General features: G+C 67.8%; 15 protein-coding genes and 4 pseudogenes. 7 read left to right on the top strand and 12 right to left on the bottom strand.

Going from position 1 to position 22,863, the window contains the following annotated elements:
- Positions 1-18 precede the first annotated feature (18 nt).
- From gcvH to bktB, 7 genes are all read left to right on the top strand, one after another.
- Entirely contained in the window at positions 19-393 is a 375-nt protein-coding gene (gene gcvH, locus IDM45_RS07265) for a glycine cleavage system protein GcvH (protein WP_209422252.1), read from the top strand.
- Between the two features lie 128 nt (positions 394-521).
- Positions 522-3,419, top strand: coding sequence for an aminomethyl-transferring glycine dehydrogenase (gcvP, locus tag IDM45_RS07270; RefSeq protein WP_209422253.1), 2,898 nt, complete (start codon positions 522-524; stop codon positions 3,417-3,419).
- A 109-nt stretch (positions 3,420-3,528) separates the two neighbouring features.
- A complete protein-coding gene (locus IDM45_RS07275) occupies positions 3,529-3,945 on the top strand; it encodes an FKBP-type peptidyl-prolyl cis-trans isomerase (protein ID WP_209424041.1) in 417 nt (138 codons plus the stop codon).
- 25 nt (positions 3,946-3,970) lie between these two features.
- The gene (locus IDM45_RS07280; RefSeq protein ID WP_209422254.1) at positions 3,971-6,151 is read left to right on the top strand and encodes a PAS domain-containing hybrid sensor histidine kinase/response regulator; all 2,181 of its coding nucleotides are present in this window, start codon (positions 3,971-3,973) and stop codon (positions 6,149-6,151) included.
- On the top strand, positions 6,141-6,929 hold the full coding sequence (locus IDM45_RS07285) for an RluA family pseudouridine synthase (protein WP_232654208.1): 789 nt from the start codon (positions 6,141-6,143) through the stop codon (positions 6,927-6,929). The genes IDM45_RS07280 and IDM45_RS07285 overlap by 11 nt, the downstream gene beginning before the upstream one ends.
- Positions 6,919-7,692, top strand: coding sequence for an SDR family NAD(P)-dependent oxidoreductase (locus IDM45_RS07290; protein ID WP_267912105.1), 774 nt, complete (start codon positions 6,919-6,921; stop codon positions 7,690-7,692). Before IDM45_RS07285 ends, IDM45_RS07290 begins: the two co-directional genes overlap by 11 nt.
- Positions 7,693-7,786: 94 nt before the next feature.
- Complete coding sequence (gene bktB / locus IDM45_RS07295; protein ID WP_209422255.1) at positions 7,787-8,971, top strand: beta-ketothiolase BktB; 1,185 nt, start codon at positions 7,787-7,789, stop codon at positions 8,969-8,971.
- A gap of 103 nt (positions 8,972-9,074) precedes the next feature.
- Here bktB and IDM45_RS07300 read toward each other — a convergent pair.
- The 12 genes and pseudogenes from IDM45_RS07300 to IDM45_RS07355 all read right to left on the bottom strand — a co-directional run bounded on the left by IDM45_RS07300 (position 9,075) and on the right by IDM45_RS07355 (position 22,844).
- Positions 9,075-9,514: pseudogene (locus IDM45_RS07300) on the bottom strand (universal stress protein).
- Positions 9,515-9,575: 61 nt separating this feature from the next.
- On the bottom strand, positions 9,576-10,358 hold the full coding sequence (locus IDM45_RS07305) for a 2OG-Fe dioxygenase family protein (protein WP_209422256.1): 783 nt from the start codon (positions 10,356-10,358) through the stop codon (positions 9,576-9,578).
- Between the two features lie 127 nt (positions 10,359-10,485).
- Complete coding sequence (locus IDM45_RS07310) at positions 10,486-11,610, bottom strand: enoyl-CoA hydratase/isomerase family protein (protein ID WP_209422257.1); 1,125 nt, start codon at positions 11,608-11,610, stop codon at positions 10,486-10,488.
- Positions 11,607-12,521 carry a DMT family transporter gene (locus tag IDM45_RS07315; protein ID WP_232654204.1) on the bottom strand — a complete coding sequence of 305 codons (915 nt, stop codon included), beginning with the start codon at positions 12,519-12,521 and terminating at the stop codon, positions 11,607-11,609. Before IDM45_RS07315 ends, IDM45_RS07310 begins: the two co-directional genes overlap by 4 nt.
- Positions 12,522-12,584: 63 nt before the next feature.
- Positions 12,585-14,413, bottom strand: a pseudogene (typA, locus tag IDM45_RS07320) (translational GTPase TypA).
- A gap of 115 nt (positions 14,414-14,528) precedes the next feature.
- Positions 14,529-15,497 (bottom strand): annotated as a pseudogene (truB, locus tag IDM45_RS07325) (tRNA pseudouridine(55) synthase TruB); the annotation flags it as partial.
- Entirely contained in the window at positions 15,494-15,874 is a 381-nt protein-coding gene (gene rbfA / locus IDM45_RS07330; protein ID WP_209422259.1) for a 30S ribosome-binding factor RbfA, read from the bottom strand. The pseudogene truB and the gene rbfA, both read right to left, overlap by 4 nt.
- Positions 15,875-15,911: 37 nt before the next feature.
- Entirely contained in the window at positions 15,912-18,740 is a 2,829-nt protein-coding gene (infB, locus tag IDM45_RS07335; protein WP_209422260.1) for a translation initiation factor IF-2, read from the bottom strand.
- 24 nt (positions 18,741-18,764) lie between these two features.
- Positions 18,765-20,252: a transcription termination factor NusA gene (nusA, locus tag IDM45_RS07340; RefSeq protein ID WP_209422261.1), complete on the bottom strand. Its 1,488-nt coding sequence runs from the start codon at positions 20,250-20,252 to the stop codon at positions 18,765-18,767.
- 112 nt (positions 20,253-20,364) lie between these two features.
- Positions 20,365-20,931: pseudogene (gene rimP / locus IDM45_RS07345) on the bottom strand (ribosome maturation factor RimP); the annotation flags it as partial.
- A gap of 221 nt (positions 20,932-21,152) precedes the next feature.
- Positions 21,153-21,527, bottom strand: coding sequence for a thioredoxin domain-containing protein (locus tag IDM45_RS07350; RefSeq protein ID WP_209424044.1), 375 nt, complete (start codon positions 21,525-21,527; stop codon positions 21,153-21,155).
- A 42-nt stretch (positions 21,528-21,569) separates the two neighbouring features.
- Entirely contained in the window at positions 21,570-22,844 is a 1,275-nt protein-coding gene (locus tag IDM45_RS07355; protein WP_209422262.1) for an RNA-guided endonuclease InsQ/TnpB family protein, read from the bottom strand.
- Between the last annotated feature and the right edge of the window lie 19 nt (positions 22,845-22,863).

Below are 22,863 nucleotides of genomic sequence, written 5' to 3' on the forward strand. Positions count from 1 at the left end.
CTTTCCGGAGAACCCGCGATGAGCATCCAGTATTCCAAGGATCACGAGTGGATCAACACCGCCGAGCCGACCGCTGCCGTGGTCGGCATCACGCTGCACGCGCAGGACGCGCTGGGCGACGTGGTGTTCGTCGATCTGCCCGCCGTGGGCGCCACTTTCCAGCAGGGCGAAGTGGCCGGCGTGGTCGAGTCGGTCAAGGCGGCGGCGGACGTCTATATGCCAGTCTCGGGCGAGATCGTCGAGGTCAACGAGGCGCTGCGCGCCGACCCCTCGCTGGCCAACTCCGACCCGCTGGGTGCCGGCTGGTTCTTCAAGGTCAAGCTGAGCAACGAGCAGGAGCTGGCCGGCCTGATGGACGAAACCACCTACGCCGAGTTCGCCGCCAACGCCTGATGCACCGGCCTGGCTGCCCCGTACCCACACCAGGCGGCAGCCATTGGTTTTATAGTCAAAACCCGCTTAAACCCTTGCCAGACAAGCGCTGGCAGCTATTTTTTACATAGCAAAATCGAGATTCCATCATGCAGATGCCCGACGCCCTGCCCCTGGCCGCGCTGGAAAACGCCGCCGAGTTCCTGCCCCGGCACATCGGCCCGGATGCTGCCGACCAAGCGCACATGCTGTCCGCCATCGGCGTGGCCTCGCGCCGGGCGCTGGTGGACTCCATCGTGCCGCGCTCGATCGCCCGCGCCAGCAGCATGGCGCTGCCCGCCCCCACCACCGAGGCAGCCGCGCTGGCCGAGCTGAAAAAAATCGCCGGCAAGAACCGTCTGCTCAGGAGCTTCATCGGCCAGGGCTACCACGGCACGCACACACCCGGCGTCATCCTGCGCAACGTGCTGGAAAACCCCGCCTGGTACACCGCCTACACGCCCTACCAAGCCGAGATCAGCCAGGGCCGCATGGAGGCGCTGATCAACTTCCAGACCATGGTCACCGACCTGACGGGCATGGACATCGCCAATGCCTCCATGCTCGACGAGGCCACTGCCGCCGCCGAGGCCATGACACTGGCGCGCCGCTCGGTCAAGGCGGCCAGCAACCGCTTCATCGTGTCCGCAGATGCCCATCCGCAGACCATCGAAGTCATCCGCACGCGCGCGGCGCCCCTGGGCATCGAGGTCGTGCTGGCCAGCGCCGGCCAGGAGTGGGACACGGCGGTGCAAGGCGAGTATTTCGCGCTGCTGGTGCAGTACCCGGCGACCTGCGGGCGCATCGACGAGGTGCAGTCCTTGCGCGCCGCTGCCGAAAAGGCCCATGCACGCGCCGCCGCCGTGATCGCCTGCGCCGACCTGCTGGCGCTGACCCTGATCGTGCCGCCCGGTGAATGGGGCGCGGACATCGTCGTCGGCAGCACGCAGCGCTTCGGTATGCCGATGGGAGCAGGCGGCCCGCACGCCGGCTACATGGCCTGCCGCGATGCCTACAAGCGCTCGCTACCCGGGCGGCTGGTGGGGGTCAGCGTGGACGTGCATGGCAAGCCGGCCTACCGCCTGGCGCTGCAGACGCGCGAGCAGCACATCCGCCGCGAAAAGGCCACCTCCAACATCTGCACGGCGCAGGTGCTGCCCGCCGTCGTCGCCAGCATGTACGCTGTCTATCACGGCCCCGGGGGCCTGGCGCGCATCGCCCGGCGCATCGCCACCTACGCCGCCATCCTGGCGCAGGGCCTGCAAAGCCTGGGCGCGCCGCTGCGCCCGCAGGCCAGCTTCGACACGCTGCTGCTGGACACCGGAAACGCTACCGAAACAATAGCTGCCCGCGCTGTCTCCATGGGCGCGAACCTGAGAATCCATGCCGACAACCGGCTGGGCATCGCGCTGGACGAGACCACCACCCGCGCCGACATCGAGCTGCTGTGGCAGGTCTTCGCCCAGGACGGCCAGAACGCACCGCAGTTCGCCGACTTCGAGATGGGCGTGGACACGCTGATCGCGCCGGCGCAGCGCCGCGCAAGCGCCTTCCTGACGCACCCGGTGTTCAACACGCACCACAGCGAGACGGCCATGCTGCGCTACATCCGCAGCCTGTCGGACAAGGATCTGGCGCTCGATCGCACCATGATCCCGCTGGGCAGTTGCACCATGAAGCTCAACGCCACCAGCGAGATGATCCCCATCACCTGGCCGGAGTTTGCGCTCGTGCATCCCTTCGCCCCGGTCGATCAGCTGGCTGGCTACCACGAGCTGGACGCGCAGCTGCGCCAGTGGCTGTGCGAGGCTACGGGCTACGCCGGAGTGAGCCTGCAGCCCAACGCCGGCAGCCAGGGCGAATACGCCGGCCTGCTGGCCATTCGCGCCTGGCACGAGGCCCAGGGCAACACGCAGCGCAACATCTGCCTGATCCCCAGCAGCGCGCACGGCACCAACCCGGCCAGCGCGCAGATGGTCGGGATGCAGGTCGTGGTCACCAGGTGCGACGACAACGGCAACGTGGACATGGCCGACCTCAAGGCCAAGTGCGAGCAGCACAGCGAACGCCTGGCCTGCGTGATGATCACCTACCCCAGCACGCACGGCGTGTTCGAGACCGAGGTCAAGCAGCTGTGCGAGCTGGTACACCGGCACGGCGGGCGCGTCTATGTCGATGGCGCCAACATGAACGCCCTGGTCGGCGTGGCCGCACCGGGTGAGTTCGGCGGCGACGTGAGCCACCTGAACCTGCACAAGACTTTCTGCATCCCGCACGGCGGCGGCGGCCCGGGCGTGGGGCCGGTGTGCGTGGTGCAAGACCTGGTGCCCTACCTGCCCGGGCACGCCACGGCGGGCATGGCCGGCACGGTCGGAGCCGTCAGCGCCGCGCCGCTGGGCAACGCCGCCGTGCTGCCGATCTCGTGGATGTACATCCGCATGATGGGCGCGCCGGGCCTGACGGCGGCCACCGAAGTCGCCATCCTGAGCGCCAATTACATCAGCGCGCGCCTGAAGGATCACTACCCCACGCTGTACGCCAGCGCCAACGGCCACGTCGCGCACGAGTGCATCCTCGACCTGCGCCAATTCAAGGAGTCCAGCGGCGTCATGGCCGAGGACGTGGCCAAGCGGTTGATCGACTATGGCTTTCACGCGCCCACGCTGAGCTTTCCGGTGGCCAACACGCTGATGGTCGAGCCGACCGAGAGCGAGGACTTGGCCGAGCTGGATCGCTTCATCGACGCCATGATCGCCATCCGGGGCGAGATCCGGCAGATCGAGCAAGGCGTCTGGCCACAGGGCGACAACCCGCTCAAGAACGCCCCGCACACTGCCGAGAGCCTGCTGGGCGCCGAGTGGACGCGCCCCTACCCGCGCGAAATCGCCGCCTATCCCGTACCCAGTCTGCGCCGCAGCAAATACTGGAGCCCGGTGGGCCGCGTGGACAACGTGCATGGCGACCGCAACCTGTTTTGCTCGTGCGTGCCGCTGAGCGAACCCGAATGACGGCAATGGCGCAGCGCGCTGCATGACATCCTGCGGGGCCATACCATCGTGGCCCCGTTTCTTTTCTGGCAATCTGCCGCATTCCATGCCCCACCCCATGCTCCAACCCATGCGCCTGATCCACTTCGCCCTTGCCGGCACCCTGCTGGCCAGCTCCACCGCCTTTGCCGAGAGCGCCCCCATTGCCGCAGCCCCCGTGACCATGCCCAGCGGCCTGGTCTATGAATCGCTCAAGGAGGGCAGCGGCACCTCGCCCAAGGCCACCGACACCGTGCGGGTGCATTACCGGGGCACGCTGGCCGACGGCAAGGAGTTCGACAGCTCCTACAAGCGCGACCAGCCCATCGACTTTGCGCTCAACCGCGTCATCCCCTGCTGGACGGAAGGCCTGCAGCACATGAAGCCCGGCGGCAGGGCCCGCCTGACCTGCCCGCCGGCCATCGCCTACGGCACGAGCGGCGCCGGCGGCGTCATCCCACCCAACGCCACGCTGACCTTCGAGGTCGAGCTGCTGTCGGTGCGCTGAACCGCCCGCCGCGCCTGCGCCTGCCATGCACCAGCGCCCCGACCTGACGCCCCTGTTCCAGTCGCAGGCCGCGCAGGGTGAAGCCCAGGGGCCGCCCAGGCCGGTGGAGCGCCGCAGCACCGGGCGCGTACACGGCGACGTGGCCATGCTGATCCAGGAGCTGCGCGCCTCCAAGGCCGAGCTGGAGGCGCACAACCGCATCCTGCGCTACAGCCAGGCCGTGGCCGAGAGCGCCGGCGAGCGCTTCGAGGCGCTGTTTGCCAACGTGCCGCTGGCGCTGATGGTGCTCGACGAACACGATGTGGTCATCCAGGCCAACTCCATGGCGCACCGCTCCTTCCAGCCGCGCGAGGAGGATCGCCCCCTCACGGCCCTGCTGCCCTTTGTGCATCCGGCGCACACCGAGCGCGTGCGCGCCGCCTTCGCGCAGGCACTGCAGCAGGGCCGCGCCGAGGCCACCGAAGTCGTGCTGCGCATCGACCAGCAGCGCCAGATCACGGGCGATCTGCACATCGCCAGCATCGAGGCACCCAGCAGCGAGGACGAAGCGCCGCAGGCGCAGTTCCTGTGCGCCGTCATTGACCAGGGGCCGCTGCTGGCCGAGCGCCGCGCGCTGCAAAAAAGCGCCACCGAACTGCAAGAGCGCAACGCCCAGCTGCACGCCAGCGAGAGCCGGCTGGAGGCCGTGATCAACTCGGCGCTGGACGCCATCATCTGCGTCGATCAGCACCAGCGCATCACGGTCTTCAATCCCACGGCGGCCATGCTGTTCCAGTGCGCGGCCAGCGACGCCCTGGGCAGCCCCATCACCCGCTTCATCCCCAAGGCCGGGCAGATGCTGGCCTTCGCCCAGCTCACCACCCAGGCCGTGCTGGGCGAGATGACGGCGCTCACCGCCTCCGGGCGCGAGCTGGCGGTGGAGATCAGCGTGTCCTTCGAGCGCCACGCCGAGGGCGAGACCACCACCGTGTTCGCGCGCGACCTGACGGCCAGAAAGCGCGAGGAAGCGCGGCGCAGCGAGCTGGAGTCGCAGCTGCGCGAATCGCACAAGATGCAGGCCATGGGCACCATGGCCGGCGGCATCGCGCACGACTTCAACAACATCCTGCACGCCATCCTGGGCAACGTGGCGCTGGCGCGCGAGGGCTGCCAGCCCGGCAGCGCCACCTACGAGAGCCTGCTGGAGATCGACAAGGCAGGCCGGCGCGCACGCGACCTGGTGCGCCAGATCCTCACCTTCAGCCGCAACGAGCCGCCCGCGCGCAGCGCCGTCGCCCTGGGCACGGTGGCGCACGAGGCCCAGCGCCTGCTGCGCGTGACCCTGCCGCCGCAGATCGAGCTGTCGCTGCACGAAGCGCCGGATCTGCCGATCGTGCTGGCCGACGCCACCCAGGTCGAGCAGACCCTGCTCAACCTGTGTACCAACGCCGTCCACGCCATCGGCAGCCGCCACGGCCACATCCAGGTCGAAGTGGCCACGGCCCAGCCGCCCCAGCGCCTGCGCGAGCGCCTGGGCCTGAGCGCCGAGCGCTACGTGACCCTCACTGTGCGCGATGACGGCCCGGGCATGGACGCGGCCATGCTGTCGCGCGTGTTCGAGCCGTTCTTCACTACCAAGCCGGTCGGCCAGGGCACCGGCCTGGGCCTGGCCGTGGTGCATGGCGTGATGCGCACCCACCAGGGCGCGGTGGACGTGCAGAGCACGCCCGGGCAGGGCAGTTGCTTCACGCTGTACTTTCCGGCCATCTCCCCAGGCTCCCAGGCCGAGGCCCTGGCCGCTGCCCCGCCCGCCCTGCCGGCTGCGCCCGCCCCGGCGCCGCTGCCGGCGCCCGACAGTAAGCGCCACGTCATGTACGTCGATGACGACGAAGCACTGGTGTTTTTGCTACAGCGCCTGCTGCGCCGCCGGGGTTACGTGGTCAGCGGCTTCACCGACCCGCGCCAAGCGCTGCAGGCGCTGCGCGAGGCGCCCGCCCGCTACGACCTGCTGGTGACCGACTACAACATGCCGGGCTTCTCCGGGCTGGAGCTGGTGCGCGCGGCGCACGCCATCCGCGCCGACCTGCCCATCGCCCTGGCCTCGGGCTACGTCAGCACCGACATCGAGCAGCAAGCCCTGGCCGAGGGCGCGCGCGCGCTGATCCACAAGCCCAACGACGTGCAGGAGCTGTGCGCCACGGTGGATCGGCTGATCCATGGCGGGTAAGCGAATGCTGCCGGCGCTGGCTGCGGATGGGGCCGCCCCTGCAGACCTGGTCTGCCTGTACGCCGACGACCATGTGCTGGCGCTGGACAAGCCCGCCGGGCTGCTGTGCGTGCCCGGGCGCGGCGCCGACAAGCAGGACTGCCTGAGCGCACGCGCCCAGCAGCGCTGGCCCGATGCGCTCATCGTGCATCGCCTGGATCAGGCCACCTCCGGCCTGGTGCTGATGGCGCGCAGCCCCGCCGTGCAGCGCACCCTGGGCCAGGCCTTTGCCGCGCAGCAGATCGCCAAGCGCTACCTCGCCGTGGTGCAGGGCTGCCCAGCCCCGCCAGAAGATTACGCCGGCGAGGGCGGCTGGGCCGAGATCGACGCACCCCTGATGCCCGACTGGCCGCAGCGGCCCCGGCAAAAGGTCGATCACGCCCAGGGCAAGGCCAGCCGCACGCGCTGGCGCATGCTGGCCAGCGATGGCAGCGCCGCGCTGCTGGAGCTGCAGCCGCTGACCGGACGCACGCACCAGCTGCGCGTCCACTTGGCGCACATCGGCCACCCCATCCTGGGCGATGCACTGTATGCCGGCGCTGCCGCGCAGGCACGCGCACCGCGCCTGCTGCTGCACGCCAGCGCGCTGGAGCTGGCGCATCCGGTGCATGGCGGCGTGCTGCGGCTGGCCTCGCCCTGCCCCTTCCTGTCGTCGCCGCTACCTTCGCTGTCGCCCCCCTCGCCGCCACCTTGGCAGCCCGCCAGGGCACCAGCCGCCGCGGCTACCATTGCGCCATGACTGCTCCCCAGACCTCCCCCCTCATCTGACCATCCTCACCGGCGGCTCGCGCGGCATGGGCCTGGCCCTGGCGCGCCAGTTACTGGACGCTGGCCACCACGTCATCAGCATCGCCCGCCAGACCAACGCCGGGCTGCAGGCCAGCGCCGGCAGCGCCCTGGAGCAGTGGACGCTGGACCTGAGCGATGGCGCTGCGGCGGCGCAGCAGCTGCGCCAATGGCTGCAGGCGCAGCGTGCCGCACCCTGGGCCAGCGCCACGCTGATCAACAACGCCGGCGTCATCCCGGCCATCGCCCCGCTGTCGGCCAGCGACCCGCTGGAGCTGGCGCGCGCCCTGCGCGTCGGCCTAGAGGCGCCCATGCTGCTGAGCGCCGCCTTCCTGGGCGCCACCGAAGGCTGGGGCGTACCGCGCAAGGTGCTCAACATCTCCTCGGGCCTGGGCCGGCGTGCCATGGCCTCGCAGTCCGCCTACTGCGCAGCCAAGGCCGGCATGGATCACTTCACCCGCTGCCTGGCGCTGGACGAGGCCGGCAAGCCGCACGGCGCGCGCGTGTGCTCGCTGGCGCCAGGCGTCATCGACACCGACATGCAGGTGCAGCTGCGCAGCGCCGAGCCGGCGCACTTTCCCGATGCCGGCAACTTCGCCCAGCTCAAGGCCGGCGGCCTGCTGACCTCGCCCGACGAGGCGGCGCGGCGCGTGCTGGCCTGGCTGGCGCGCCCCGACTTTGGCCAGCAGCCTGTCGCCGACGTGCGCGACGCCTGAGCAACAATCAGCAAAAATCATAGCTGCCAGCGCTTGCCACACAAGGCTTTGCGCCATTTTTCATCACTCTTTTCATCACAACAGGAGAGAAACCATGACCCGTGAAGTCGTCGTCGTCAGCGCCGTGCGCACCGCCATTGGCACCTTTGGCGGCAGTCTCAAGGACGTGCCGCCCACCCAGCTGGGCGCCACTGTGGTGCGCGAGTCGCTCGCGCGCGCCCAGGTCGAGGGCAAGGACGTGGGCCACGTGGTCTTCGGCCACGTCGTCAACACCGAGCCGCGCGACATGTACCTCTCGCGCGTGGCCGCCATCGAGGGCGGCTGCGCCGAATCCACGCCGGCCTTCAACGTCAACCGCCTGTGCGGCTCGGGCCTGCAGGCCGTGGTCTCGGCGGCGCAAAGCATCCTGCTGGGCGACGCCGACATCGCCATCGGCGCCGGCGCCGAGGTCATGAGCCGCGCGCCGTATGCGAGTCTCACCAGCCGCTGGGGCGCGCGCATGGGCGACTTCAAGATGATCGACATGATGATCGGCGCCCTGCACGACCCCTTCCACAACATCCACATGGGCGTGACGGCCGAGAACATCGCCGCCAAGTGGGGCATCACGCGCGAGGATCAGGATCGCCTGGCCGTGGAGAGCCACAACCGCGCCGAGCGCGCCACGGCGGCGGGCTACTTCAAGGAGCAGATCGTGCCGGTCGTGCTCAAGAGCAGAAAGGGCGAAGTCCAGTACGCCACCGACGAGCATTTCCGCAGCGGCGCGACCATGGATGACATGGCCAAGCTCAAACCGGTGTTCGCCAAGGAAAACGGCACGGTGACGGCTGGCAACGCCTCGGGCATCAACGACGCCGCCGCTGCCCTGGTGCTGATGGACGCCAAGGCCGCCCAGGCGCGCGGCGCCAAGCCTATGGCGCGCCTGGTGGCTTATGCCCACGCCGGCGTCGATCCCAAGTACATGGGCATAGGCCCGGTGCCGGCCACGCAGGCAGCGCTGAAAAAGGCCGGTCTGACGGCTGCCGACCTGGACGTGATCGAGGCCAACGAGGCCTTTGCCGCCCAGGCCTGCGCCGTCACGCGCGACCTGGGGCTGGATCCGGCCCGCGTCAACCCCAACGGCTCGGGCATTTCGCTGGGCCACCCCATCGGCGCCACCGGCGCGCTGATCACCGTCAAGGCGCTGCACGAACTGCAGCGCATCCAGGGCCGCTACGCCCTCGTGACCATGTGCATCGGCGGCGGCCAGGGCATTGCCGCCATCTTCGAGCGCATGTGATGGCGCGCCGCCAGGATCACCTCCTGGAGCACCCATGAAAAACGGCTGCCTCGGCAGCCGTTTTCGTTGTGGCCAGGGGACTGGCCATCAGCCGCGCACGGCGTCAGTCGCGCACCACCAGCACCGGCACATGCACCACCCCAGCACGCGCTGGGTCACGCTGCCCAGCACCAGCTTTTCCAGGCCGCGCCGGCCATGCGAGCCCATGACGATCAGGTCGGCGCCAGCACTCTCGACGGCGCGCATGATGCCGTCGTGGATGGCGTGGCCCTCGCCCACCGTGGTTTCCACGCGCTCGACGCCGGCCTGCGTCAGCGCTGCCCGGGCCGCATCCAGCGCGGCATTGGCCTCTGCCGTGGCGGCGCTCAGGTATTGCGCCTGGCCGTAGGCAAAGTCGGCGCCGACGCCGGTGAACGGATAGGGGTCGATGACATACATCACCGTGACCCGGCTGCCAAAGGCCTTGGCCAGGCCAGCGGCCTTGGCCACGGCCTTCATGGATGTCTCCGAGCCATCGACTGGCACCAGGATGTTCTGGAACATGGTTGTTACCTCCTTCGTTGTTGCAATTGCGGTGTGTGCGGCAGGAAAGCTGCAGGGCCGATCAGGGCTGCGCCGCGCCAGGGGCGTGGATTGAAGAAACATCATCGCCCAGAAAAGCACCCTTGCGGCAGGTCAGCACCAGGGTGTCGCGCCAGCCATGCCCGTCCTCGGGCTGGATGGGCGTGGTCTCGTGGATCATGCGCGCGTCATCGAGCAGCATGACCGACCAGGGCTCGCTCAGGGTGAAGCGCTGGCCATTGGGGCCGGCGGCCTCGAAGATGCGCGTCTCCCCGCCCTTGACGTCCTGGCGCGCGACCAGGAAAACGGCCACCAGATCGACGCCATCGCGGTGCGCGCCCTCGGGCGTGGGCCGGCCAATGCCGCCTTCGGTGTCGATGCGGAATTGGTGCGCCTCGACGAACCAGCGCTGCTCCTGCGGCGCCAGCGCCTGGCGCGTGGTGTCGGCCACCGCCTGCAGCAGCGCCTGCCAGCCGGGCAGCGCCGTGCTGGCAGCCAGCATGGGCGCAAACCAGCGGCGCATTCCGCCGTGCAGCGCGTTGTATTCGACCGGCTGGTAGTGCGCGCGGTGCGCCGCCTGCTGCAGCGCGCCGGCCTGCCAGACAAAGCTGGCATGGCGCCGGTTGCGGTAGCGGCCCCCGTCCCTGAGGTATTCATCGGGCGGCAGGTCGTCCCAGTCTGGCTCTAGGGCCTGCAATTGCTCCAGGCTGCAGCCGGCCCAGGCCGCCGTGTCCGCCGGGCGCAGCACGGCATAGCCCCGGTCGCGCAGTTGCTGCACGACATGGCAGGGCGGAACATAGGGCGGGGAAAAAGTGATGTGGGCCATGGCGCCAGCTTAAGCGACGCCAGGCGGCGCGCCCAGCAAACAAGCCATGAAAAAAGCAGTCCGATTGGACTGCTTTTTTCATCAAAACCGGCTCAAAGCCTTATACAGCAAGCGCCGACAGCTATTCTTACGATAGCGCCGCCAGCGGATGCGCGTGCGCCGGCCAGGGGCTGTCGAAGAAGGCCTGCACCAGCTCGGGCGCCACGTCCTCGACGCGCGCGGGCTGCCACTTCGGGCTGTGATCCTTGTCCACCGCCAGGGCGCGGATGCCCTCCACGGTCTCGCTCTGGCCCGGGCGCAGGTAGAAGCAGTGGCGCACCATGTCGCGCTCCATGCGCAGGTCGTCGGCCAGCGACATGTCGCGCGCGCGGCGGATCTGCTCCAGCACCACATGCAGCATCAGCGGCGAGCGCTTGCGCAGCAGAGCGGCGGTGGCACGCTCCCACTCACCGTCGGCAGCCTCCAGCGCCTGCACGATGGCGGTGGCATCGGGCAGCGCAAAATACTGGTCGATCTGGGCTACAGCGCTTGTCTGGCCTGCGCCAGCAGCTACGAATTTGGAAGCGACAAAATCCTGCACCGCCTGGCCGTTGGCGAACTGCTGGGTGCCGAGCTGCTCCCAGACGGCGGCCTGCTGATCGGACGGCAGGAAGCCATCGGCCAGCTTGAAATCGATGGCGTCCGCCGCGCCTATGGTCTCGCCGGTGAGCGCCAGCCACTCGCCCACCCGGCCCGGGCAGCGCGACAGGAAATAGCCGCCGCCCACGTCCGGGAACAGGCCGATGATGGTCTCGGGCATGGCCATCTTGGTACGCTCGGTCACGATGCGCAGGCTGCCGCCCTGGCTGATGCCCATGCCGCCGCCCATGACGATGCCGTCCATGAAGGCGATGTAGGGCTTGCCAAAGGTGTGGATCAGGTGGTTGAGGGCGTATTCCTCGGTGAAGAAGTCCTCCAGCTCGGGGTTGCCACTGGTGCCGGCGGCGTGCAGGAAGCGGATGTCGCCACCAGCGCAAAACGCCCCGAAGGCACCGTCGCGGCCATTGCCGCGAATGGCCACGGCCAGCACCTGCTCGTCGTGCTGCCAGGCCAGCAGCGCGGCCATCAGGTCGCGCACCATCTGCAGCGACAGGGCGTTCAGCGCGCGGGGCCGGTTCAGCGTGATGCAGCCGACGCGCCCGCGCACCTCGGCCACGATGTCGCTGGCGTTCTTGCTGGCGCCTTGGTTGTTGTTGTGGTTGTTGTCCGTCATGGTTGTTGCTCCTTCCATCCAAGCAGTTCGTTGAAAACCAGGGCGGCGATGACCAGCGCACCGCCCATCAGCACGGCGGGCGCGGGCTGTTCGCCCGCACCGACCCAGGCCAGCAGGATGCCGAAGATGACCTCCAGCAGGCCCAAAAGCGCAATTTCCGGTGCCTTGAGCACGCGGCCGCAATAGACCACCAGCACGCAGGGGATGGCCAGCTGCACCAGGCCCAGCAGGCCCAGCAGCGCCAGGTCGCGCGCCGAGGCGGCAAAGGGCAGCGCCCAGGGCAGCGTGGCCAGCGCCGACAGCAACGCGCCGATGAACACCGCCGGCACCAGATCGACCGCCAGGCCCTGGCCCTGGGCGCGCTGCACCACCGTCCAGTTGATGGCGGCGGCGATCGGAATGCACAGCGCCACGCCCAGGCCCACGGGCGAGAGCTGGCCGACTTCGGCGCCATACATCCAGACCATGCCCACGCCGGCGGCGGCAATCGCCCCCCAGGTGCGCGGCGCGATGCGGTGGCCGATGAACACGCGCGCTACCAGCGCCGTGAGCAGCGGCGCAGCCGCCATGGTCACCAGCACGTTGGCCACCGGCATCAGGGTGATGCCGACCATGAAGGCGGTGAACATGACGCTCCAGCACACGCCCGAGACCCATAGCGGCAGGCCGGCGCGCAGGAGTGGCGCAAAGGCCGTGCGCCCGCGCAGCAGCGGCAATATGACCAGCAGCGACAGCAGCATGAAGAAGCTGCGCCAGAAGGTGATCTCGAAGCTGCGCGCCTGCTCCAGGTGGCGCGTGACCACGCCGGCGATCGACCACATCAGCGCCGCCGCAGCCATCAGCCAGACAGCGCGGCCATGGGTCAGGCCAGCTTTGGCGGGCAGTGCAGCGGTGGCAGCAGCAGCAGTCATGGCGGGCGCTTTCGGCAGGCTGGGGCTTGGGCTGGAAGTTCGGGCCGAAGGTGCGGGCCGGCCTCAGGCGCCTTCGCGGCTGGCGCGCTTCCTCTCGTGCTCCTTGAGGTGGCGCTTTCTCAGGCGAATGCTCTTGGGGTGATCTCGACCAGCTCGTCGTCCTCGATGAATTCGACGCCGTACTCCAGCGTCAGGTCGATGGGCGGGGTGACCTTGATGGCGTCTTCCTTGCCGGACACGCGGAAGTTGGTCAGCTGCTTGGTGCGCGTGGCGTTCACCACCAGGTCGTTGTCGCGGTTGTGGACGCCGACGATCATGCCCTCATAGACCGGGTCGTTGGCGCGCACGAACATGCGGCCCCGGTCGTCGAGTTTGCCCAGGGCATAGGTGAAGATCTCGCCGTCGTCCATGCTGATCAGCACGCCGTTCTTGCGCCCGCCGATGTCGCCACGGTGCGGCTCGTAGCCGTCGAAGATGTTGCTGATCAGGCCCGAGCCGCGCGTCAGGTTCAAAAATTCGTTGGTGAAGCCGATCAGGCCACGCGCCGGGATGCGGTATTCCAGGCGCACGCGGCCCCGGCCATCGCTTTCCATGTTCACCAGCTCGCCCTTGCGCTCGCCCAGCGCCTGCATCACGCCGCCCTGGTGACCTTCCTCGATGTCGGCGGTGACCAGCTCGATCGGCTCGCAGCGCTCGCCGTCGATTTCCTTGAAGACCACGCGCGGCTTGCCAACGGCCATCTCATAGCCCTCGCGGCGCATCTCCTCCAGCAAGATGGTGAGGTGCAGCTCGCCGCGGCCGGCGAGCTCGAACACGCCGTCCTCGGCGGTTTCCTTCACGCGCAGCGCGACGTTGGAGCGCAGCTCCTTTTGCAGCCGATCCCAGATCTGGCGGCTGGTGACGAACTTGCCCTCGCGCCCGGCCAGGGGCGAGGTGTTGACGCCGAGGTTCATGGTCAGCGTCGGCTCATCGATCTTGAGCATGGGCAGCGGATGGGGCCTGGCCGGGTCGGTGATGGTCTCGCCGATGCCCACGTTCTCGATGCCGTTGATGAGCACGATCTCGCCGGGGCCGGCCTCGCTGACCTGCACCCGATCCAGGCCCTGGAACTGGTGGATCTGGTTCACGCGGCCACGATAGCTGTCGCCATCGATGCCGTGCATGACCAGCACGTCCTGGCCGGCTTTGAGCACGCCCGAGTTGATGCGGCCCACGCCGATGCGGCCGACGAAGGTGGAGTAGTCCAGCGCCGAAATCTGCAGCTGCAGCGGCGCGCTGGCATCACCGCCGGCTACCGGCACATGGCTCAGGATGGTGTCGAACAGAGCCGACATGTCCGGCCCCCACTGCTCGCCCGGCTGGCCTTGCTCCAGCGCGCTCCAGCCGTTGATGCCCGAGGCATAGACCACCGGAAAGTCCAGCTGCTCGTCGGTCGCGCCCAGCTTGTCGAACAGGTCGAAGGCGGCGTTGACCACCTTGTCGGGATTGGCGCCGGGCTTGTCCACCTTGTTGACCACGACGATGGGCTTGAGGCCCAGCGCCAGCGCCTTCTTGGTCACGAAGCGCGTCTGCGGCATGGGGCCTTCCTGCGCGTCGATCAAGAGCACCACGCCGTCCACCATGGACAGCGCGCGCTCGACCTCGCCGCCGAAGTCCGCGTGGCCAGGGGTGTCCAGGATGTTGATGTGCGTGCCCTTCCAGGAGGCGGCGCAGTTCTTGGCCAGGATGGTGATGCCGCGCTCGCGCTCGATGGCGTTGTTGTCCATCACCGTATCGACCACTTTTTCGTGGGCAGCGAAGGTGCCGGACTGGCGCAGCAGCTGATCGACCATGGTGGTCTTGCCGTGGTCAACGTGGGCAATGATGGCGATGTTGCGGATTTGTTTGCTCATGGCAGTGTCGTGACGTGGCGGGTGCCAGGGGTCTGTTTGGATGTCTGGACAAAGTTTCAGGGGCGGCGCTGGCAGGCGCAGATTCGGGCGGGCGATCAGGCGGACGCTCGGGCGGCGGATGCTCCGGGGGCTGCAGCATCTGTTGGATTTCCAGCGGGCTGAGCAGCCGGTCGGCAATCAGTTCGCCGCCGCGCACATGGCCCACACCCAGCAGCGCCTGGGGCTGGCGGCCATATACGGCCACGGCCGCTGCATCGGGCCAGGGGCCGCGCCGGCGCAGGCCGGACAAAAAGCGCCCAGCATCCTCTTCATCCAGGGTGATGGGCACATGGCGGCTGAGCAACGTCTGCACCGGCAGCACCTGCGCCAGGCGTGCCGGCTCGGACAGAGCCTCCAGCTCGGCCAGGGTGATGCAGCGCGCCGCGTCCAGGCCGCCGGTCTCGATGCGGCGCAGGGCCGCCAGGTGCGCGCCGCAGCCCAGTGCGTTGCCGATGTCCTCGGCCAGCGTGCGGATGTAGGTGCCCTTGCTGCAGCGAACTACTATTTTTATAGCTGGCAGCGCTTGTCCTGCAAGGGTTTGAGCCAGATTCAGCTCAAAAATCTCGACTTCACGGGCGGGGCGTTCGACCTCGATGCCGGCGCGCGCGTACTCATACAGGGCGCGGCCCTCTTTTTTCAGCGCGCTGTACATGGGCGGCACCTGGCGGATGCGGCCCAGGAACTGCCGGCGCACCGCCTCCAGGCGCTCGGGCGCAAGCTGCGCCGCATCGACGCTGCGCTGCTGCAGCACCTGGCCCTCGGCGTCGCCGGTGCTGGTGGTCGTGCCCAGCAGGGCGATGGCTTCGTAGGTCTTGGGGGCATCGAGCTGCAGCGCGCTGAACTTGGTCGCCGCGCCAAAGCACAGCGGCAGCACGCCGGTGGCCAGCGGGTCGAGCGTGCCGGTGTGGCCGGCCTTTTCGGCGCGCAGCAGCCACTTGGCCTTCTGCAGGGCGTCGTTGGAAGACAGGCCCAGGGGCTTGTCCAGCAGCAGCACTCCGTGCACCGGGCGCCGCTGCACCCGGATGCGGGGAGCGCGCGCGGTCATGGTGCTTCGTCGTCCTTGGAACGCGAGGCCACGGCGCGGGCGATCAGCGCGTTCATGTCGGCTGCGCGCTCGGTCGTGCGGTCATAGACGAAATGCAGCGTCGGCACAGTATGGATGTGCAGGCGCTTGAACAGGCCGTTGCGCAGAAAGCCGGCGGCCTGTTTGAGCGCCTCCTGCGAGGCCTCGGCATCGCCGACCAGCACGCTGAAGAACACCTTGGCGTGGGCGTAGTCGGGCGTGACCTCCACGCCCTGCAGGGTCACCATGCCGATGCGCGGGTCTTTCAACTCGCGGATCAGCTCCGTGAGGTCGCGCTGGATCTGATCCGCGACCTTGAAGCCGCGGTGCTGGGCCGAGGGAGACTTGCGTGCAGCCATCGTCGTTCTTCGTCCGCTGTATCGCTCACGCCACGCCTCACAGCGTGCGCGCGATTTCCTTGATGTCGAAGAATTCGAGCTGGTCGCCCTCGCGGATATCGTTGTAGTTCTTCAACTTGATACCGCACTCGAAGCCCTCGCGCACTTCCTTGACGTCGTCCTTCATGCGGCGCAGCGACTCGACCTCGCCGGTATAGATGACCACGTTGTCGCGCAGCAGGCGGAAACGCGCGTTGCGATGCACGAAGCCCGAGGTGATGTAGGAGCCGGCCACGGTGCCGATCTTGGAGGCCACGAACACGGTGCGGATCTCGGCACTGCCGATGACTTCCTCGCGCTGCTCGGGCGCCAGCATCCCGGACATGGCGACTTTCAGCTCTTCCACTGCGTCATAGATGACGCTGTAGTAGCGCAGATCGACGCCGTGCGACTCGGCGAGCTTCCTCGCGCCAGCGTCGGCGCGCACGTTGAAGCCGATGACGATGGCCTTGGAGGCCAGCGCCAGGTTCACGTCGGACTCGCTGATGCCGCCCACGCCGGCATAGACCAGCTGCACCTTGACTTCGTCGGTCGAGAGCTTGAGCAGCGACTGGCCCAGCGCCTCCTGCGAACCCTGCGCATCGGCCTTGATGATGATGGGCAGCTGCTGCACCTCGCCGGCCTGCATGTCGGCGAACATGTTCTCCAGCTTGGCGGCTTGCTGGCGGGCCAGCTTGGTGTTGCGGAACTTGCCGGCGCGATAGGTCGCGATCTCGCGGGCGCGGCGCTCGTCGGACAGCACCATGAATTCGTCGCCGGCCTGCGGCACTTCCGTGAGGCCCTGGATTTCCACCGGGATGGAGGGGCCGGCCTCCCTGGTGGTGCGGCCATCCTCGTCGGTCATGGCGCGCACTCGGCCATAGGTCTGGCCGGCCAGCACGATGTCGCCAACCTTGAGCGTGCCCGACTGCACCAGCACCGTGGCCACGGGGCCTCGGCCCTTGTCCAGTTGCGCCTCGATGACCAGGCCCTTGGCCATGGCTTCCACCGGAGCCTTGAGCTCCAGCACCTCGGCCTGCAAGAGCACCTGCTCCAGCAGTTCGTCGATGCCCAGGCCGGTCTTGGACGACACGGCCACGAAGGGCGAGTCGCCGCCGTACTCCTCGGGCACAACCTCCTCGGCCACCAGCTCCTGCTTGACCTTTTCCGGGTTGGCCTCGTGCTTGTCCGACTTGGTGATGGCCACGACGATGGGCACCCCAGCCGCCTTGGCGTGCTTGATGGCCTCGCGCGTCTGCGGCATCACGCCGTCGTCGGCAGCGCACACCAGGATGACGATGTCGGTGGCTTGCGCCCCACGGGCGCGCATCGCCGTGAAGGCCTCGTGGCCGGGCGTGTCCAGGAAGGTGACGATGCCGCGCGGCGTCTCGACGTGGTAGGCGCCGATGTGCTGCGTGATGCCGCCCGCCTCGCCCACCGCCACCTTGGAGCGGCGGATGTAGTCCAGCAGCGAGGTCTTGCCGTGATCGACGTGGCCCATGACGGTGACCACTGGAGCGCGCGGCAGCGCTTCGGCCTGCTGGCCGGACATTTCCTCGTCGGTGAAGGCTTCCGGGTCGTCCAGCGCCGCCACTTTGGCGGTGTGGCCCATCTCCTCGACCACAATCATGGCCGTGTCCTGATCCAGCGGCTGGTTGATGGTGACCATCTGGCCCATCTTCATCAGCACCTTGATCAGCTCGGAGGCCTTGATGGCCATCTTGTGCGCGAGTTCTGCCACGGTGATGGTCTCGGGCACGTGGACTTCCAGGGCGCGGAACTCGGCGGGCGCCTGGGCCTGCTGGCGCTCGTCGCCCCGCTCGCCCCGGCGGCCACGCGGCCCGCCACGCCAGCTGTTGCGCCCGACGCCGCCGCTGCTGTCGCCGCGCGTCTTGATCTCCTTCTTCTTGGCGGCGTCGCCGGCCCAGCTGGACGACAGCTTGGCCGACTTGACCTCCTTGCCGGCACCGGCAGCGGCGCCCGTGCGTGCGCCTGCGGCTCCACCGGCAGGCTTGTGCAGCGTGCCCTTTTTGGCGTCGGCGCCGCCTGCCGCCGTCTTGGCGGCAGCGGCGGCAGGCTTGGGCTCTTCGGGCTTCTTGGCCACCAGCACCTTGCGCGGCGCGGCCATCATGGCGCGGATCGCCTCGGCCTCGGCCAGCGCCTTGCGGCGGCGATCCTCAAGATCAGCGGCGCGGGCAGCCTCTTCGGCGGCGCGCGCCTGCGATTCGGCCTCGGCCTTGGCGCGGGCCTCGGCCTGCGCGGCAGCGCGGGCCTCAGCCTCGGCCTGGGCCTCGCGGCGCGCCTCCTCGCGCTCGGCGCTTTCCTGAGCCTTCTTCTCGGCCTGCTGGGCGGCGTAGGCGGCGGCACGCTCCTCGGCCTCGCGCTCGCGCTGTTCACGGCGCTCGCGCTCGGCGCGCTCCTCGGCCAAGGCACGCTCCTGACGCTGGATCAGCTCGGCCTGGCGCCCGGCCTCTTCGGCGCGGCGGGCCAGTTCCTGATCCTCGGCGGAAGGCGCCGGCGCCGGGGCGGCAGGCGCCTCGGCCGGGTCATCGCGGCGGATGAAAGTGCGCTTCTTGCGCACTTCGACCTGGATGGTGCGGGCACGGCCCGAGGCATCCGCCTGCTTGATCTCGCTGGTGGATTTCTTGGTCAGCGTGATTTTCTTGCGGTCTGCGCCCGCCGTTCCATGGGCCGCCTGCAAGTGCGCCAGCAAGGCCTGCTTGTCACCCTCAGTCAGCACATCGGCGGCGGACTTCTTGCTCACGCCGGCAGACTTGAGCTGGGCCAGCAGGGTTTCAGGCGATTTTTTGAGTTCGGAGGCGAACTCCGCGACAGTGTTGTTCGACATATGCGTTTCGATCTCCCCTGACCTTTATTCCTGCCCCGCAGCAAACCAGTGCTCGCGCGCCTTCAATATCAGCGCCTTGGCCTCGTCCTCGGTCTGACCGGTCAGCTCGGTCAGCTCGTCGATGGCCAGGTCTGCCAGGTCGTCCCGTGTGTTGACTCCGCCGGCGGCCAGCTTCTCGATCAGCTCGGGCGTCAGGCCTTCCAGCTCGCGCAAGTCCTGGGACACTCGGCCCACGGTTTCCTCGCGAGCGATTTCCATGGTCAGCAGCGCGCCCTTGGCACGGGCGCGCAGCTCGTTCACGGTGTCCTCGTCGAAGCTCTCGATCTCCAGCATTTCCGACAGCGGCACATAGGCCACCTCTTCCAGGCTCTCGAAGCCTTCGGCAATCAGGATGTCGGCGATTTCCTCGTCCACATCCAGCTTTTCCATGAACAGCTGGCGCAGCGTGCTGGACTCCTCGGCCTGCTTCTGCGCGCTCTCCGCTGCATCCATGATGTTGATCTTCCAGCCCGTGAGGTCGGACGCCAGGCGCACGTTCTGCCCGCCTCGGCCAATGGCAATCGCCAGATTTTCCTCATCGACCACCACGTCCATGGCGTGCTTTTCCTCATCGACCACGATGGACTGCACGTTGGCCGGCGCCAGCGCGCCGATTACGAACTGGGCCGGATCATCCGACCACAGCACGATGTCCACGCGCTCGCCGGCCAGCTCGTTGGTCACGGCATTCACGCGCGTGCCGCGCACGCCGACGCAGGTGCCGATGGGATCGACGCGCTTGTCGTGGCTGAGCACGGCAATCTTGGCGCGGCTGCCCGCGTCGCGCGCGCAGCTCTTGATCTCCAGCAGGCCCTGCTCGATCTCAGGCACCTCGTTGCGAAACAGCTCCATCATGAATTCAGGCGCCGAGCGCGACAAGATGATGGGCGCGCCGCGCAGCGTCAAGTCCACGTCCATGATCATGGCGCGCACGCGGTCGCCGTTGCGCAGGTTTTCCTTGGGGATCATCTCGCCGCGGCGCAGGCGGCCTTCGACGCGGCCACTCTCGACGATGATGTCGCCCTTGTCCATGCGCTTGACAGTGCCGGTGAAGATTTTTTCGCCCCGGCTCATGAAATCGTTCAGCAGCATCTCGCGCTCGGCGTCGCGGATCTTCTGCAAGATGACCTGCTTGGCCGCCATGGCACCGATGCGCCCGATGGGCACGGACTCGACCTGCTCCTCGATGTATTCGCCCACCTCGATGCCTTCGGCACGCTCCTGCGCGTCCATCAGCAGCTCTTCGGCGTCGGGATTCTGCAACCCGGCGTCATCGGGCACCACCAGCCAGCGGCGGAAGGTTTCGTACTCGCCGCTGTCGCGGTCGATGGCCACCCGGATATCCACCTCGCCCTGGTAGAGCTTCTTGGTGGCCTGCGCCAGCGCGGCCTCGACAGCGCCCAGCACCACATCGCGCTCGACGTTCTTCTCGCGCGAAATGGCATCCACCAACATCAACAATTCGCGGTTCATAAAGGCGACTCTCCTGTTTCTCTTTCCCTGCGAGCACGCGCTGGCTGTACGCCCATGGCGGTAGCCCGAATCCTTTTTGGCAAGACCGGTCAGTCCGCGCCTGGCGTGCCCCTGGCCCCCGGCCCTTGAAATTCACGATGGGAGCCAGCCTGGCCTCGCGCAGCTCATCGAGCGCGAAGCCCATGACCTGCAGCGGCACCGGAGCACGTTTGCTGCTGACGCGCTGGCCAGGCTTGGGAGGTGGCGCATCGCTCCAGACGATCTGCCAGCCACCGTCTGCGGCGCGCTCCAGCGCACCACGAAATTTCTTGCGATTGGCCGCCACCGCCCCGCCCGCCGCCGCGCCTATGGGCTGTTTGAGTGTCAGATCGACCACCTCGCCCTGGAAACGGATGAAGTCCTGCTCATGGCGCAGTAGCCGGTCGATACCAGGCGAGGAGACTTCAAGGCGCTGGTAGTCGATCCCATCGACCTCCAGGGCAAACTGCAATTGCCGCGTGACCTTTTCGCAATCCTCGACGGTGATGAACTGTTCGGGTGCAGGCGTCTCGCCGTCCTGGGGCGCCGTCCAGGGCATATCGATGGTGATGCGCAGCAAGCCTCCTGCGGAGCGCTCGATCTCCACCAGGTCATAACCCAGCCCGGCAACGGTCTGTTCAACGATTTGCTGCAATGCCACGTGTATGCGCTCTGTCCGGTTCCAGTCAATCAGGCCGCGCCGGCTTTTTTGCCGGGGCCAAAAAACAAACGCCAAAAAAAAAGGGCGGTGAATACCCGCCCATTTGGTCGTGAAGCCGGCATTGTAGCCCGGAATCTGGCGCAATGCAAAGGCCGGCGGCATGTATCTTGCATGGCCGGCCCGGATCCAGATGCCGGCTTTGGCAGGCCGGCTTCCAGCGTTCAGCGGCTTTCCAGCACCCGCTCCAGCAGGGCCTGCGCTTGTGCATCGTGGCGGCTGCCGCCGGCATCGGCCTGCAGGCTGTCGATCAGCCGGCCCAGCACGCCGGCCTGGGGCAGGACGGGGCCGAAAAACCGCGCCCGCCCGCCTCCGGCCACCAGGATGGTGGGGAAGGTCTCCACATCCAGATCGCCGACGATCTCCTCCTCGTCCTCCACATCCACCCACGCCATGCGCAACTGCGGGCGCTCGTGCGCCAGGGCATCGAACGTGGCGCGGAATTCGCGGCAGACGCCGCACCACTGGGCGCAGAAGCACACGACCCACCAGGCCTGCCCGTCGAGGCTGTGCAGTGCCGATCCAGCCTGATCATCCATGCTCATCGAAAATTCTCGTGCGTCCTTGACATCCTCCCCCGCCTAAAGGCGTGGGATTCCTACCGCGCTCATTGCAGGCGCAACGCCTGAACCAATCGCCTCGGCGGGTTCCTGCTTCACCGAGGCTGCACGCTTGGCCCTTGCGGGCCTTGCACGGCTGACGTCCTCTCCACAGGCTGCTACGCGGTGTCCCCGCGCCAGTATGTTGATCGCGCCGATGTGATCGGCGTTGCCTTCGCACCCGCATTCGATGCACCTGAACACGGCCTGCGCCCTGCGGTTGTCCGCGCTCACGCAGCCGCACTCGGGGCAGGTTCTGCTGGTGTTGTGCGGCGGCACGGCAATCAGCATTCCCCCAGTCCAGGCCAGCTTGTATTCCAACTGGCGACGGAACTCGTACCAGCCCTGGTCGAGGATGCTTTTGTTCAGGCCGCTTTTGGCACGCACGTTGTTGCCCGGCTGCTCGGCGCTGCCCTTGGCTGACTTGGACATGCTCCTCACCTGCAAGTCCTCAATGACGACCATCGCGTGGTTTTGGCTGATGGCTGTCGTGGCCTTGTGCAGGTAGTCGCGCCGGGCGTTGCCGATGCGGCAATGGATGCGCTGGACGCGGGCCTTGGCCTTTTTCCAGTTGCTGCTGAATTTTTGCTTGCGGCTCATGGCCCGCTGGTATCTACGCAAGCGGGCTTCGTGTTTCTTGAAACAGGCCAGCGGCTCCAGATAGGAGCCGTCGCTGAAGGTGGCGAAGCGGGCCACCCCTACGTCTATGCCGATAGCGCTGCTGGCTTGTGGGATGGGTTGTTCGACTTCCCGCTCGGTCTGGATGCTGACGAACCATTTGCCGCAGGACTGGCTCACGGTGATGTTTTTCACCGCGCCTAGCACCTCGCGGCTTTGCCGATAGCGCAGCCGGCTCAGCTTGGGCAGGAAGATGCGGCTGCTCGCTTGGTCGAGCTTGATCTGCTTGGCGTCGGGGTAGCGAAAGCTGTCCCGCTGACCTTTTTTCTTGAAGCGCGGGAATGCCGCCCGCTTGGCGAAGAAGTTGCTGTATGCCCGCTCCAAGTCCTTGAGCGTCTGCTGCAGCGGGTGAACAGGCGCATCAGAAAGCCATGTCGTATCCGCACCGTTGCGCCACTCGGTGAGCAGCTTGCACAGAGTTGCATAGCCGAGCTTCTTCTCGCCCCGCTCATAGCGCTCTTTTTGCAACGCCAGCGCCTTGTTGAACACGAAGCGGCACGAGCCAGCAAAACGCACCATCTGGCGTGCTTGCTGGCCGTCTGGGCGCAGTTCATATTTGAAGGCTTGCAGGCGTTGCATGGCTGGCTAAATCTACAGT

Origin of the sequence: Melaminivora jejuensis, assembly GCF_017811175.1 — a bacterium.
GTDB lineage: Bacteria > Pseudomonadota > Gammaproteobacteria > Burkholderiales > Burkholderiaceae_C > Melaminivora > Melaminivora jejuensis.

Coding starts and splice junctions, on each gene's coding strand:
- gcvH (WP_209422252.1), top strand. CDS start 19: ATGAGCATCCAGTATTCCAAGGATCACGAGTGGATCAACACCGCCGAG.
- gcvP (WP_209422253.1), top strand. CDS start 522: ATGCAGATGCCCGACGCCCTGCCCCTGGCCGCGCTGGAAAACGCCGCC.
- IDM45_RS07275 (WP_209424041.1), top strand. CDS start 3,529: ATGCGCCTGATCCACTTCGCCCTTGCCGGCACCCTGCTGGCCAGCTCC.
- IDM45_RS07280 (WP_209422254.1), top strand. CDS start 3,971: ATGCACCAGCGCCCCGACCTGACGCCCCTGTTCCAGTCGCAGGCCGCG.
- IDM45_RS07285 (WP_232654208.1), top strand. CDS start 6,141: ATGGCGGGTAAGCGAATGCTGCCGGCGCTGGCTGCGGATGGGGCCGCC.
- bktB (WP_209422255.1), top strand. CDS start 7,787: ATGACCCGTGAAGTCGTCGTCGTCAGCGCCGTGCGCACCGCCATTGGC.
- IDM45_RS07305 (WP_209422256.1), bottom strand. CDS start 10,358: ATGGCCCACATCACTTTTTCCCCGCCCTATGTTCCGCCCTGCCATGTC.
- IDM45_RS07310 (WP_209422257.1), bottom strand. CDS start 11,610: ATGACGGACAACAACCACAACAACAACCAAGGCGCCAGCAAGAACGCC.
- IDM45_RS07315 (WP_232654204.1), bottom strand. CDS start 12,521: ATGACTGCTGCTGCTGCCACCGCTGCACTGCCCGCCAAAGCTGGCCTG.
- rbfA (WP_209422259.1), bottom strand. CDS start 15,874: ATGGCTGCACGCAAGTCTCCCTCGGCCCAGCACCGCGGCTTCAAGGTC.
- infB (WP_209422260.1), bottom strand. CDS start 18,740: ATGTCGAACAACACTGTCGCGGAGTTCGCCTCCGAACTCAAAAAATCG.
- nusA (WP_209422261.1), bottom strand. CDS start 20,252: ATGAACCGCGAATTGTTGATGTTGGTGGATGCCATTTCGCGCGAGAAG.
- IDM45_RS07350 (WP_209424044.1), bottom strand. CDS start 21,527: ATGGATGATCAGGCTGGATCGGCACTGCACAGCCTCGACGGGCAGGCC.
- IDM45_RS07355 (WP_209422262.1), bottom strand. CDS start 22,844: ATGCAACGCCTGCAAGCCTTCAAATATGAACTGCGCCCAGACGGCCAG.